This is a genomic window from Cognatundibacterium griseum, from assembly GCF_014284195.1.
Lineage (GTDB): Bacteria > Pseudomonadota > Gammaproteobacteria > Burkholderiales > Burkholderiaceae_D > Undibacterium > Undibacterium griseum.
Window position 1 is genome coordinate 341,228 of the sequence record NZ_JACOGC010000005.1, and the last position, 14,153, is coordinate 355,380.

At 55.5% G+C, this 14,153-nt stretch carries 13 protein-coding genes; 2 read left to right on the forward strand and 11 right to left on the reverse strand.

What is annotated here, in order from left to right:
- Positions 1 to 93 precede the first annotated feature (93 nt).
- A complete protein-coding gene (gene metE / locus H8K27_RS13865) occupies positions 94 to 2,421 on the reverse strand; it encodes a 5-methyltetrahydropteroyltriglutamate--homocysteine S-methyltransferase (protein WP_186863756.1) in 2,328 nt (775 codons plus the stop codon).
- A gap of 96 nt (positions 2,422 to 2,517) precedes the next feature.
- On the opposite strand from metE, the gene H8K27_RS13870 reads away from it, so the two are divergent.
- On the forward strand, positions 2,518 to 3,444 hold the full coding sequence (locus H8K27_RS13870; protein ID WP_329604403.1) for a LysR family transcriptional regulator: 927 nt from the start codon (positions 2,518 to 2,520) through the stop codon (positions 3,442 to 3,444).
- 41 nt (positions 3,445 to 3,485) lie between these two features.
- On the opposite strand, the gene rraA is transcribed toward H8K27_RS13870, so the two are convergent.
- Positions 3,486 to 3,986: a ribonuclease E activity regulator RraA gene (rraA, locus tag H8K27_RS13875; RefSeq protein WP_186863758.1), complete on the reverse strand. Its 501-nt coding sequence runs from the start codon at positions 3,984 to 3,986 to the stop codon at positions 3,486 to 3,488.
- Positions 3,987 to 4,041: 55 nt separating this feature from the next.
- Positions 4,042 to 5,265: an MFS transporter gene (locus H8K27_RS13880; protein ID WP_186863759.1), complete on the reverse strand. Its 1,224-nt coding sequence runs from the start codon at positions 5,263 to 5,265 to the stop codon at positions 4,042 to 4,044.
- A 163-nt stretch (positions 5,266 to 5,428) separates the two neighbouring features.
- On the opposite strand from H8K27_RS13880, the gene H8K27_RS13885 reads away from it, so the two are divergent.
- Positions 5,429 to 6,211, forward strand: a complete 783-nt coding sequence (locus H8K27_RS13885; RefSeq protein ID WP_186863760.1) for an AraC family transcriptional regulator — start codon at positions 5,429 to 5,431, stop codon at positions 6,209 to 6,211.
- A gap of 86 nt (positions 6,212 to 6,297) precedes the next feature.
- Here the strand turns inward: H8K27_RS13885 and clpB are convergent, their stop codons facing one another.
- The 8 genes from clpB to H8K27_RS13925 form a co-directional block, all read right to left on the reverse strand.
- Entirely contained in the window at positions 6,298 to 8,886 is a 2,589-nt protein-coding gene (gene clpB, locus H8K27_RS13890; protein WP_186863761.1) for an ATP-dependent chaperone ClpB, read from the reverse strand.
- A 271-nt stretch (positions 8,887 to 9,157) separates the two neighbouring features.
- Positions 9,158 to 9,505 (reverse strand): GFA family protein, encoded by a 348-nt coding sequence (locus H8K27_RS13895; protein WP_186863762.1) that lies wholly within the window; start codon positions 9,503 to 9,505, stop codon positions 9,158 to 9,160.
- Between the two features lie 89 nt (positions 9,506 to 9,594).
- Positions 9,595 to 10,563, reverse strand: a complete 969-nt coding sequence (gene pip / locus H8K27_RS13900; protein WP_186863763.1) for a prolyl aminopeptidase — start codon at positions 10,561 to 10,563, stop codon at positions 9,595 to 9,597.
- Between the two features lie 202 nt (positions 10,564 to 10,765).
- Complete coding sequence (gene crcB, locus H8K27_RS13905; protein WP_186863764.1) at positions 10,766 to 11,149, reverse strand: fluoride efflux transporter CrcB; 384 nt, start codon at positions 11,147 to 11,149, stop codon at positions 10,766 to 10,768.
- Positions 11,146 to 11,649, reverse strand: coding sequence for a molybdopterin synthase catalytic subunit MoaE (moaE, locus tag H8K27_RS13910; RefSeq protein WP_186863765.1), 504 nt, complete (start codon positions 11,647 to 11,649; stop codon positions 11,146 to 11,148). The genes crcB and moaE overlap by 4 nt, the downstream gene beginning before the upstream one ends.
- Positions 11,650 to 11,652: 3 nt before the next feature.
- Entirely contained in the window at positions 11,653 to 11,910 is a 258-nt protein-coding gene (gene moaD / locus H8K27_RS13915) for a molybdopterin converting factor subunit 1 (protein WP_186863766.1), read from the reverse strand.
- Between the two features lie 82 nt (positions 11,911 to 11,992).
- Positions 11,993 to 13,207 (reverse strand): molybdopterin molybdotransferase MoeA, encoded by a 1,215-nt coding sequence (locus H8K27_RS13920; protein WP_186863767.1) that lies wholly within the window; start codon positions 13,205 to 13,207, stop codon positions 11,993 to 11,995.
- 132 nt (positions 13,208 to 13,339) lie between these two features.
- Positions 13,340 to 13,888, reverse strand: coding sequence for an outer membrane lipoprotein (locus H8K27_RS13925; RefSeq protein WP_230419324.1), 549 nt, complete (start codon positions 13,886 to 13,888; stop codon positions 13,340 to 13,342).
- Positions 13,889 to 14,153 lie beyond the last annotated feature (265 nt).

The window sequence follows — 14,153 nt, forward strand, 5'->3', positions numbered from 1 at the left end:
TCGCCACCCGGACTCAAGCGGAATACCGTGCGGCACAGCAGCCCCTCTGGACAGGCTGTGTCTGCTGCGTGCTGAGCCCAGGTTCAGCCGCTCTCAGCAGCACCCGGCCTGTTCGAGTTCCTCACTCTCAGACACTGCTGCCCGCAACAGCTTCGCTGCCTGTACCATGTTCCCCAGTGCAGCTAATGTTTCCGGCCAGCCGCGGGTCTTCAGGCCGCAATCCGGGTTGACCCATAAGCGACTGTCAGGAATCACACTGCGCGCTTTTTCCAGCAGCCGCTGCATCTCACTAACGCGGGGAATGCGTGGCGAATGGATGTCGTACACACCGGGGCCGATCTCGTTCGGATAAGAAAAACTGCCAAAGCCATCCAGCAATTCCATATCCGAACGGGAAGTTTCAATCGTGATGACATCGGCATCCATTGCGGCAATCCAGGGCAGGATATCGTTAAACTCGGAATAGCACATGTGCGTATGAATCTGGGTCTCGTCCCGCACGCCTGCCGAGCAGACCCTGAAAGCATGCACCGCCCAGTCCAGATACGCAGCCCAGTCGCGCTTCTTCAGCGGCAAGCCCTCGCGGAAAGCCGGTTCGTCTATCTGTATCATGCCAATGCCCGCTTTTTCCAGATCACTCACCTCATCGCGCAAAGCCAGCGCAATCTGCAAGGCAGTCAGCGCACGCGGCTGATCGTCCCGCACGAATGACCATTGCAGCATCGTCACCGGGCCAGTCAGCATGCCCTTGACGGGTCGTACAGTCAGGCTCTGTGCATAGCGGCTCCAGCTGACTGTCATTTCTTCCGGCCGGTATACATCGCCATAGATCACAGGCGGCTTCACACAGCGCGACCCGTAACTCTGCACCCATCCATTCAGGGTGAATGCATATCCCCACAACTGTTCGCCAAAATATTCCACCATGTCGTTCCGTTCCGGCTCACCATGCACCAGCACATCGATATCGAGCGCCAGCTGTTGTCCGATCACATGGCGGATTTCGGCACGCATCGCCTCCAGATAATCGAGATGCGCCAGCGCTCCGCGTTTATACGCTGCCCGCGCCTGACGGATAGCCGCGGTCTGGGGAAAAGAGCCAATCGTCGTGGTCGGAAACAGTGGTAACTGAAAACGTTGCTGTTGTCCGATAATGCGTTGGGAAAACACGCTGCTGCGCTCCGCATCGGCGGCCGTCACCTGCGCCAGCCGTTTCTGCACCAGCGGATTATGAATGCGCGACGAATGACGCCGTTGCGCAAGCGCCCGGTCAGCAGCGGCAAACTGCGCCGCAACTGCGGCATGAATGACCTTTCCGACCGGTGCGGCAGCATGTATCAGTGCTTGCTTCAAAGCCTGAATTTCAGCCAGCTTTTGCACTGCAAATGCCAGCCAGTCACGAATATCGGCATCCAGCGCTGTTTCAGCCTCCAGATCAACCGGTACGTGCTGCAAGGAACAGCTGGCAGCAATCCATAAGTCATCGCCCAATCTGGCCTGCACCGGTTTCAGCCATTCCAGCAGATGGGACAAATCAGCACGCCAGATATTGCGCCCATCGACCACTCCTGCCGACAACACCCGGCCAGCCGGCCAGTCAGGCAATAAGGATTCCAGTTGCTGCGGCGCCCTGACCAAATCCAGATGCACCCCAGCCACCGGCAACGCGTGCAGCAAAGCGGCTCTGTCCTGTACAGACTCAAAATAAGTCGCCAGCAATATTTTGGGCGACTGCGCTGCCAGCAGCCGGTAAGCCACTGGGAAAGCATCCAGCCACTGCGGCGCCAGCTCCAGCGCGAGTATGGGCTCATCCAGTTGCACCCACTCCACCCCGGCAGCCAGCAAACGTGCCAACACGCGCTGATAGGCGGGAAGCAAACGTACCAGCAACTCCAGCGGATGCTGCAGCCCCTGCTTCACCTTCCCCAGATACAGCAGGCTCAATGGACCAAGCAGCACCACTTTCGCCCGGTACCCGTTTGCCTGCGCTTCAGCCAGTTCATCAAACAACCAGTCCGCGCCGCCATCAAATGAGGTGTCTGCCGTCCACTCCGGCACCAGATAGTGGTAATTGGTATCAAACCATTTCGTCATTTCCATGGCCACATGCTGCGTATTGCCACGCGCGGCAACAAAATAATCGTCCAGCGTCAGTGCCGCGGCATTAAAGCCGAATCTCTCCGGCAGAGCACCCAGCAAAGTCAGCGTATTGAGCACCTGGTCATACCAGGCAAAATCGCCGACCGTCACCATATCCAACCCCGCACCCGCCTGCTGCTGCCAGTGCCGGAGCCGTAATTCACGCCCGGTTTCCTGCAAAGTAGCAGCAGTCACATCGCCGCGCCAGTAGGCTTCCAGTGCAAATTTCAGTTCACGCTGCGCACCGATGCGCGGGAACCCCAGAATATGTGCCTGTGTCATGTTTTGATCCTTATTTCGTTCATCGTGCTTCCATCATGAAAGAAAGAGGATTATTATTCAAACGACATATTTTAAGAATTAACTTGAATTTCATTCATAATGCAATCGATACTCGAACTACGTCATCTCAAAACCCTGCAGGCTTTACGTGAGGCAGGTAATCTGTTACGGGCAGCGACGCTGCTCAATGTGACGCAATCCGCGTTATCTCATCAGGTAAAACTGCTGGAAGACCATTACGGCGTCGCTTTGTTTGAACGCAAGTCAACACCGCTGCGCTTTACACCAGCCGGTGAACGTTTGCTGCAACTGGCGGATCAGGTGCTGCCGCTGACAGCCAACACCGAACGTGATCTGGCGCGGCTGGCGCAGGGTGTCGCCGGCCAGTTGCGGATTGCGGTGGAATGCCATACCTGCTTTGACTGGCTAATGCCGGCAATGGATGTGTTTCGTCAGCGCTGGCCGGAGGTCGAGCTGGATATCGTTTCCGGCTTTCAGGCTGACCCGGTGGGGCTGCTGTATCAGCACAAGGCGGACGTCGCGATTGTGTCGGAAATCGATCATGCGGAGAGCGTTGCTTACCACCCGCTGTTCCGGTTTGAAATCGTGGCACTGATTGCAAAGGATCATGCACTGGCGAAAAAAGACATTTTGCAGGCCGAAGATTTTGCGGATGAAACCCTGATTACCTATCCGGTGCCGGACGAGATGCTCGATATTGTCCGTCAGGTGCTGAAACCGGCAAACATCGAACCGGCTGCCCGGCGCACTACCGAGCTGACCGTCGCCATGCTGCAACTGGTCGCCAGCAAACGCGGCATTGCCACACTGCCGCTATGGGCAGCACAGAATTATCTGAACCGGCATTACGTGCTGGGAAAGCGGATTACTCCGCAAGGTCTGACAGGCAGGTTGTATGCCGCCTGCCAGCCAGAACTGAGTGAAAAAGCCTATCTCGCGGATTTTGTGGAAATCATCCGCGAGACCAGCTATCTGAATCTGGAAAATATCGAACTGATCTGAGCGTTTGCATCTTGCGCAATGCAGTGTGCGGCGCAAGAAAATCAACTCGTATGCAGCGGCTTTCTGGAGACCAGCACACCATCGGCATCGGCATAAATCCAGTCACCGGGATGCACGGCCGTATTGGCAATCGTAATTTTCAGATCACGCTCGCCACCGCCGCGCTTCACACTTTTGACCGGCATCGCCGCCAGTGCACGAATGCCGACCGCACAGGCATTGAGCTCTTCGGTATCGCGCACGCAGCCATTGACGACGATCCCGGCCCAGCCGTTTTTTTCTGCCAGCACGCCGAGATTGCCGCCGACCATCGCACAGCGAAAGCTGCCGCCACCGTCAATCACCAGCACCTGGCCGTGACCGGGCGTTTCCAGTATCGTCCGGACCATGCCATTGTCTTCAAAGGCTTTCAGGGTGACTGCCGGTCCGCAAAACTGGCTGACTCCGCCAAAGCGGGTAAATACCGGCGGAATGGCGGCCAGTTCGCCACTGGTTAACAAATCTTCGTTGGCGTCACAAATGTCGCAGGTTGCAAAGCTCATGCTGGGTTCCTCGTTGGATAATGAAGTCGCTGATGCGCCCCATTCTAGCCGCCAATCAGGCAGCCGCCAATGCCCGGGTACGTCCGCCAACATTCACCGCCGTCAGGATCGCCAGCACCTGGAACGCGCCAACGCACAGGAACACCCAGGAGGGATGGCGGCCATCCATGATCATGCCAAACAGCAGCGGTGCAACGGCCAGCCCGGAATCCAGACCGGAATACACGATGCCATAGACGCGCCCTGTCGCATTTTTCGGAGCCGCAGCACGGATCATCAGATCACGCGACGGCCCCGCCATACCGGACCCGAAACCGACTGCCGCCATCAGCAGAATCGCCAGCGGCGCATTGGCCCAGCCGGTTGCCAGCACAACTGAAAAGATGCCGGCAAAACTGAAGGCCAGCGCAATGGTGCGGTCATGATTTTTAGCACGTGCCGCCAGAAAACCACCCCACAGCATGCCGCCCGCAGAAGCCAGCATGAACATCGTATATGCCGTGGTGGCAGACGCCAGCGACATGCCATACAGATCACGCAGGCTGGCCGCAGAAAAACTCTGGATACCGCCCAGTGCCATCGCACTGACAAAGAAAAAACCGAAACACATCCAGACCGCCGGTATTTTGAGAAAATCCAGCGCACCTGCCGAATGTGCCTGCTGAGTCGCTGCAGCATGTTGCGCCACGCCGGTATGCAGCAGATCCCGGTAAATCACCAACACAAGCAGCACGATCAGCGGCAGAAATGCCGCGCAGAACAGCGCCATGCGCCAGCTGCTGAACTGCGCAATCGTCACCAGAAAAACGGGTGCCGCGGCCCAGCCCAGATTGCCGGTAATCCCGTGCACGGAAAACGCATATCCCAGCCGGGCCGGCGAAACACGTTTATTCAGCAAAGTGTAGTCGGAAGGATGAAACACGCTGTTCCCCACACCGGCCAGCATCGCCCCCGCCAGCAACATACCGTACTGCTGCGCCGCAGACAGCACCAGTGCGGACAAGCCCAGACAGGTAATCCCGAAAAACAGCACGGCCCGGGCACCCAGCTTATCAACGACAAATCCGGCCAGCGCCTGACCGATTCCGGACACCACGAAAAACGCCGTCATCAGCAATCCTAATTCGGCATACGACAGTGAGAAGGCTTCTTTAATCCACGGAAATAAAGGCGCCAGAATCATATGAAAAAAATGCGAAATTCCATGGGCGATGCCGACCAGACTGATGACCATCGCGTCCTGTTTCAGGTTCGCGGGTGCAGCGATTGTTGTATTCATAAGCTCTCCGGTAAAAACATCCTACTCCCTGCATCTGCGCAGAGAAGACAGGTTTTAACACCATCTGGGATGGCAATACGTACAGTCTAAGCAAATTATGCGCGGCTGATTTAAGATAGAAGGTCAATATTTATCGCAAAACTGCCAATCCGAAAATTCTCCTATGCCCGTTCCAGTCGTCACCCATTACCAGCCCCATCCACCGGAAAGCCATCCCACACGGCAACGCCCGGTCAGACTGGTGGCGCGAAATATGAAAAACGCCCGCAATCTGGCGCCGCATCATCACGCATGGGGACAGCTGACCTACACACCCAAAGGTATGCTGCAGGTCATTGCCGACAACACCATCTGGTTTGTCCCGCCGATGCGGGCAATCTGGATCCCGCCGACGATCACACATGAAATCCGCACACTCGCTGATTCCCAGTTACGGGTGCTGCAGATTCATGCCGATGCCAGCCCCTTTCCCGGTCAGCGTTGCGTCGTGCTTGAAGTATCAGGGTTACTCAAAGAGCTGATTGCCGGCATGGCGCAATTCGATGGCGCCTGCGCGCGCGAAAGCAGAATGGCCCAAGTCATTATCGATGAACTGCAACACGCCAGACCGTTGCCGATTGACCTGCCGATGCCGGGCGATAAGCGTCTCAAGACACTGTGCGAACTCCTGCTGGCCAATCCGGCCAACAATGCCAGTCTGGATCAGCTGGCGCGACAGGTCGGCGCATCGCCACGCACATTGAGCCGCCTGTTTGAACGGGAGCTGCACATGCGCTTCAGCAACTGGCGTCAGCAAATGCGGCTGGCGCGCGCCACCCCGCTGATCGCCAGCGGCATGCCGCTGTCACAGGTCGCCGCCGAACTGGGCTACACCAGTCAGTCTGCCTTTTCTGCGATGTTCAAAAAAACGCTGGGACAACCGCCCTCTGCATTTTTCAACCGATAACAGAATCCGTTATCCATCATAAAAAAGGGGCGGCATTTGCATGCCACCCCAACTTGCTTTCCTGACCGGGTAATACAAAAACGGTGTCACTGCCTGCTGAATTCCAGCTCTCCGTTTTTCGCATCCACCACGATCGTGTCTTTTGGACCGAACTTACCTTGCAGGATTTGCTTCGACAAGACATTTTCGATTTCCTGCTGTATCGCCCGCTTCAGAGGACGTGCGCCATACACAGGATCGAAACCGGCCTCGGCGATTTTCAGCAAGGCAGCATCGCTGACCTGCAGTCCCATCTCCATCTGCTGCAAACGCTGCTCCAGTGTTTTGAGCTGTATTTTCGCAATCGCACCGATATTTTTCGCATCCAGTGCATGGAACACCACGATCTCATCAATACGGTTAATGAATTCTGGCCGGAAATGGGTTTTGACTTCGCCCATGACTGCCATCTTCACCACTTCAGGATCGCTGCCTTCCATTGCCTGAATCTGATGCGAGCCCAGATTCGATGTCATCACGATCACTGTGTTTTTAAAATCCACTGTGCGCCCCTGACCATCCGTCATGCGACCATCATCGAGTACCTGCAGCAGCACATTGAACACATCGTGATGCGCCTTTTCCACCTCATCAAGCAGGATCACGCTGTACGGTTTGCGCCGCACGGCTTCCGTCAGATAACCACCTTCTTCATAGCCGACATAACCCGGTGGTGCGCCGATCAGACGGGCCACGCTGTGTTTCTCCATGAATTCACTCATATCGATACGAATCAGTGATTCTTCGGTATCGAACATGAAACTGGCCAGCGCCTTACACAGCTCCGTTTTACCGACACCAGTCGGGCCAAGAAACAGGAAAGAACCATACGGACGCCCCGGATCACCCAGCCCCGCACGCGAACGGCGGATCGCATCGGACACAGCGACAATCGCTTCATGCTGGCCGACCACGCGCTCATGCAAGGCATCTTCCATATGCAGCAGTTTTTCACGCTCGCCCTGCATCATGCGGGAAACCGGGATGCCGGTTGCACGTGACACGATCTCTGCAATTTCTTCAGCGCCAACCTGTGTCCGCAACAGTTTATTTTTGGGCGTACCTTCCTGTCCGGCGGTCGCCGCATCAGCCTGCTTTAACTGCGCCTCCAGCTCAGGTAAGCGACCATACTGCAGTTCCGACATGGTTTGCCAGTCGCCCTTGCGCTTTGCCTCGTCCATTTGCAGACGGATTTTTTCGATCTCTTCCTTGATGTGCGTACTGCCCTGCACCATCGCTTTTTCTGCTTTCCAGACTTCTTCCAGATCAGCATATTCGCGTGACAGCTTGCCAATTTCTTCTTCAATCAGCGACAGGCGTTTATGGGAAGCCTCGTCCTTTTCACGCTTCACCGCTTCACGTTCGATTTTTAACTGAATCAGACGGCGGTCCAGCTTATCCATCACCTCCGGTTTGGAGTCGATTTCTATCTTGATTTTCGATGCCGCTTCATCAATCAGGTCAATCGCCTTATCAGGCAAAAACCGGTCGGTGATGTAGCGATGCGACAATTCCGCTGCCGCCACAATCGCCGGATCGGTAATGTCGACGCCGTGATGCACTTCGTATTTTTCCTGCAAGCCGCGCAAGATCGCAATCGTCGCTTCGACGGTCGGCTCATCGACAATAATTTTCTGGAAACGACGCTCCAGCGCTGCATCTTTCTCGATGTATTTGCGGTACTCATCCAATGTGGTCGCACCAACGCAATGCAGCTCTCCGCGCGCCAATGCCGGTTTCAGCATATTGCCGGCATCCATCGCGCCTTCTGCTTTACCTGCGCCGACCATGGTATGCAGTTCATCGATGAAGACGATGGTCTGCCCTTCGTCCAGCGCAATTTCTTTCAACACCGCTTTCAGGCGCTCTTCAAATTCACCTCGAAACTTGGCGCCCGCCAGCAGTGCCGCCATATCCAGCGACAAAACCCGTTTGGATTTCAGACTGTCCGGCACTTCACCATTCACGATACGCTGCGCCAGCCCTTCCACAATCGCGGTTTTACCGACGCCAGGCTCACCGATTAAGACCGGATTATTTTTACTGCGGCGCTGCAAGATCTGAATCGCACGGCGAATTTCATCGTCACGCCCAATGACCGGATCGAGCTTGCCCAGACGGGCTCTTTCGGTCAGATCGAGAGTGTATTTTTTCAGTGCTTCGCGCTGACCTTCGGCATCCTGCGAATTGACGTTGCCGCCACCGCGCACCGCAGAAATCGCTGCTTCCAGCGATTTACGGGTCAGGCCGTTTTCACGCGCCAGTTTACCGGCTTCGGATTTATCATCCGTCAACGCCAGCAGAATCATTTCGCTGGCGAGAAATTCGTCACCGCGTTTTTGTGATTCCTTGTCCGCCAGATTCAGCAGACCAGTCAGCTCGCGACCGATCTGCACCTGCCCATCGGTACCAGTGACTTTCGGCAAACGGTCCAGCGCACTTTTCAGCCCTGCCAGTAAGCCATTGACATTGACACCGGCCCGCTGCAGCAACGAGCGACTGCCACCATCTTCCTGGTTGATTAATGCCAGCAGCACATGCACCGGCTCTATATATTGATTGTCATTGCCAACAGCCTGACTCTGCGCGTCAGCCAGCGCTTCCTGTAATTTGGTAGTGAGTTTATCGAGACGCATTTGCTGCTCCTGAATAATGAATTACCGCTACAATTTGGGACGCCCTTGCTGATTTCAAGCATTCTGCAAGATACTGCCTGCCTGTTTTTGCGGCAAATCAAATTTAAAAAAATACGTCTTGAATTACGTATTGTTTGCGCCATATCAGGTTTTTTGCACGCTCCGCCAACTTCCTGCCGACGGCGTGATGGGCAACAAAATGCAGTGATGTGCGCAACAGGCATTGCGCCTGCTGTCATCACTGAGAACCGGGCCGCCAGAGCGCTTTTTGCTAGATCGCGCGGCCGTCGTAGTGGTGAACCGGGATAGCCGCAGGATCAATATTCTCGATGCAACAAATATTGATCGCAGCAACGGCCTGACCTTGTGGATCGGTTCCCTCTGCGTAAGGATGCATTCCGCAAACCGGGCAAAACCGGTGGCGGATCACGTGCCGATTGAAAGTGTAAGTGCTGGCGGCATCATCCGGCGTCAGCAAGCGAAATTTTTCCCGCGGAACAAACCAGAGCAAGGAACCTTTCCGCTGACAGATCGAACAATTACATGCCAGAGCACTGTCGATCTCGCCTTCGACCTCAAATGCAACCCTGCCGCAATGGCAACTGCCCCGGTAATTCATTTCTCGCTCCTCGATTCCAGATATCAGGAAGTCTACTCTGTATTACACCTGCACTCTTGCCAATGCCAAATTAATAACTAATGCAATAATCAGGAAAACCTCCGCTGGATTTTAAAATCTTCCGTCGCCCGCACCAGTGCAGCTGCGATCCCCGGCTCCATCGCAGCATGGCCGGCATCTCCGATGACGTGATATGCGGCTTCCGGCCATGCCTGATGCAGGCGATAAGCAGAGACCGGCGGGCAAATCACGTCATAGCGGCCTTGTACGATCACGGCAGGTAAATGGCGGATTTTGCCGATATGGCGGATCAGGGCGTCATCGTCCATGAATGCGCCGTGCTGCATGTAGTGTGCTTCCAGACGGCCGATACCGAGGCTGACCTCGTCGGATTCAAAACTGGCAATGGCTGCCGCCTGTGGCTTCAGGAACAGGCAGGACCCTTCGTAGCGGCTCCAGTTCCGGGCGGCTTCGGTGTAAATCGCAGGGTCATCGCAAAACAAGCGTTTGACATAGGCTGGCAGCAGGTTGCCCCGTTCGGCTTCTGGCACACCTTCGGCAAATTGCTGATGCACTTCGGGATAAAAATACTGCATGCCATTCACAAACCACTCGACCTCGGTTTTGGTGCACAGAAAAATACCGCGCAAAATGAAGCCAAGACAGCGTTCCGGATGCGCCTCGCCATACGCCAGCGCCAGTGTGGAACCCCAGGAGCCTCCAAACACCAGCCATTGCTCAATACCGAGCATGACGCGAATTTTTTCAATATCCTCAATCAGGAGCGGCGTGGTGTTATGCCGGTACTCACCCAGTGGCGTCGATTTACCCGCGCCGCGCTGATCGAACAGGACGATCCGGTAATGCGCAGGGTCGAAGAAGCGGCGGTGCGCCGGCGAAGTACCGGCACCAGGACCGCCGTGCAAGAACAGCACCGGCTGACCGTCCGGATTACCGCACTCTTCCCAGTACAGGGTGTGCAGTGCATCGACTGCCAGCGTGCCGATCCGGTAAGGTTCGATTTCAGGGAAAACGGTGGTCATGGCTTCGGTCGTCATGTTGTCAACTCAGTAGGTTATGTTGAACGGGGGGCGCGATTGATGCGCAATATCCGAAATGCGCCGCCCGATCCGTCCAATATGCATGGTAAAGATGAGAGGAGAAAGCTTGTTTCAGGCAAAAATATACTCCCCCGAGTATATTTTAAAGCCCTTTATTTATGAGGAGGATAAGGCGAAAACCACACATACTCCCCATTTTTTAGCCAGTAATAGCACGGTAGCTGGCAAATCCGGCAAAGCAGCACAGCAGCGAACCGAACAAATGCACGCTGATGTGTGCCAGCGCCCAGCCGAACTCCCCCCGCTGCAGCAAGGTCATGGATTCGGCAGAAAACGTGGAAAACGTGGTCAGCCCGCCCAGAAATCCTGTCACCAGAAATAAGCGCCAGGCAGGAGATAAATCGGGGTAAGCCGTAAAAAATGCCACCGCCAGTCCGATGACGTAACCGCCACCCAGATTCGCCGCTAGCGTGCCCACCGGTAATTGCATCAGCACGCCATTGAGCCATAAAGCCAGTCCCCAGCGCAGCCACGCTCCCAGTGCAGCACCGCTGCCGACCGCCAGCCAACCGAGCCAGTTCATGGTTCCTCTCCTTCCGGCAAGTCAAAATCTGCCGCGGTATTCTGCGTGGCGATGCCCCATTTCATCAGCGCCTGATCATCGGCTTCGCGGGCATCGACCCAGCGCGCGCCATCCGGGGTCTGTTCTTTTTTCCAGAATGGCGCCTGCGTTTTCAGGTAATCCATAATGAATTCACAGGCAGCAAATGCCTCGCCGCGATGTGCGGACGCAACTGCCACCAGCACGATCTGATCCAGCGGCTGCAACAAGCCCACACGATGGATCACCAGCGTATCCATCAGCGGCCAGCGCTGTCCGGCCTGCCGGACGATCTGCTCCAGCGCCTTCTCCGTCATGACCGGATAATGTTCCAGCTCCATGGTGTTGACCTGCTGTCCGGCATTCATGTCGCGTACCACGCCGATAAAACTGACAACGGCACCGATCTGCGGATTAGAACGGCGCAGAGCGGCGAGCTCGCGGCTCAGATCAAAATCTTCAGTCTGTACCCGGACCGTCATTGCTTATCCTCCCGTGACCGGCGGAAAAAAAGCCACTTCCGAGCCTTCGGTCACTACTTCCGCAGCATCGCACATGACATGTTCAAAGGCAGTGCGCAGGGCGCGGTCTTCCGCCAGCACTTCGGCCCACAGTCCACCGCGCGCGCGCAGCCAGGCGCGCACATCGCCGACTGTTTTCACATCGGACGGCAGCTCGGCAGTTTCTTCAGAAACACCAAGCTTTTCACGCACACTGGCAAAAAAACGTAATTGAATTTTCATGATCAACCGAATCAAAACAATCTGAAATACATTGATGGATGTACGTCTGCTGAAACCGATCAGCCAATGATGTTACCCATCATTAAAATGCACTGAAAGGAATAAAGCGCACCAGGTCACCGGAATGAATCGCCTGAGAAGGCGGCACATCCACCAGCCCATCTCCCCAGACAGTGGAAGTCAGCACACCGGAGCTCTGATTGGGAAATACATCCAGGCCACCTTGCACATTCACTCGGGCACGCAAAAATTCATTGCGGCGATCGGGTTTCAGCCAGTCAAAATCAGCCCGCATGCTGAAAGTCTGAGGCATGACCTTTGTCACGCCTTGCAAACGCAGCAGGAATGGTCTCACAAATAGCTGGAATGTGATGTAGCTCGATACAGGATTACCGGGCAGGCCGAGAAAGAACGCCTGACCGACTTCGCCAAACACCAGCGGCTTACCGGGTTTGACGGCAATCTGCCACATATTCAGACGCCCTTCCGCCTCGACCGCTGGCCGGATGTGGTCTTCTTCGCCAACCGATACGCCGCCCGACGTGATGATCAGGTCGTGCTCCTGAGCCGCCTGACGCAGGGTGTCGCGTGTCGCTGACAGAGTGTCTGGCACGATGCCGAAATCCGTCATGTTACAACCGAGATGCTGTAACAGACCCGTAAGAGTAAAACGATTGGAGTTATAAATCGCACCGGGTTTCAGCGCTTCACCCGGCATAGTCAGTTCGTCACCGGTGAAAAACACGGCCACCTTCGGTCTGCGTAATACCGGCAGTTGCGCCAGTCCGACCGAAGCAGCCAGTCCCAGTTCCTGGCCACGCAAACGGGTGCCGGCAGGCAGGATTTCAGCACCTGCGCGGATATCTTCTCCCTGACGGCGTATCCATTCGCCGGCCTGCGGGCAATGCTGAATCACGACATGATCGCCATCCGCCTGACATTGCTCCTGCATCACGACGGCATCAGCACCGTCCGGTATCATCGCGCCGGTAAAAATCCGCGCCGCCGTACCGGGATGCAGATATTGTCCTGTCTGTCCGGCAGGAATCCGCTGTGCCACACGCAAACGCGCCTGACCACTGACACAATCCGCGGCACGAACCGCGTAGCCATCCATGTGCGTATTATCCATGGGTGGCACATTCAGCTGTGAGAATTGCGGCACAGCCAGTATCCGGTTGTATGCGTCCTGCGTCGGGATTGTTTCAATGTCCCGGATCAGCGTCTTGCCGTTGATGGAAGATAGTAAAAAGTCCAGCGCTTCAGCAACGCTCAGCATGGTTTTTTTTTCGGTCATCACTATGTCAGGTTTATGAAACAGATATCCCGACATTGTATCCCGAAGGCGCATTCGGGACACTGCTGCAGATGGGGAAGACAACCGTGCCGGAATAACTAGCGGCAACATGCTCCGCCGCTACACACCCTGTCACATCAGCTGCAACTGACCATTCCTGAAGGTGACAGAAACCTGATCACCAACCCGGTAACGATAGCCATCAACCAGTATCGTGCGGCGCTCGCCATTACGCATCTGCAATGTCAGCTCAGTTTTCCGCCCGGGTGCCGCATTATTCCGCTCAACCTGATTGCCAATCACGCCCCCGGCGATCGCCCCGCCGATGGTCGCCAGATCGTTCCCGTTACCTTTACCGACCTGATGCCCCAGCACACCGCCGATCAGCGCACCCAATGCAGTTCCAGCGCCGGAAGCCTCGCCGCCGGTCACGATCTCACGCACATCCACGATAGTCACCTGCTCGATATACGAACTCTGGTAAGACGGCTGAGAAGCTGGCGGATAATAATCCTGCCGCCCCTGATACCCGGGAGCATATCCGCGTGAATCATTCGTGGAATAAGAATCGGGATACTGATTGGGATAGGTATGGGAATAATTATCGGCATAACGCTGATGCGCACAACCCGTAAATAAACCGATGATGAGGAATGCACTTGCGATGACTCTGTATTTCATTTCTGGCTCCGGAATAATCATTCATGACTGAATACTCCTATAACGGAACAGGATTATCTTGTGTTGACATCAGCCAATACAATCACCAGGAAGATATTATCGTATTGTGTGCGCAGAATTTGACTGCACGGTTTCGTGTTTCGGGTTTCGGGTTTCGGGAGAACGGCAGCACTCAGGCAGTGGCTGTTCGCACATTGACGTGACGTTATACATGCCACCCGCAAAAGCAAAACCCCCCGCTACGCTGGGTAACGGGGGGTCGCAG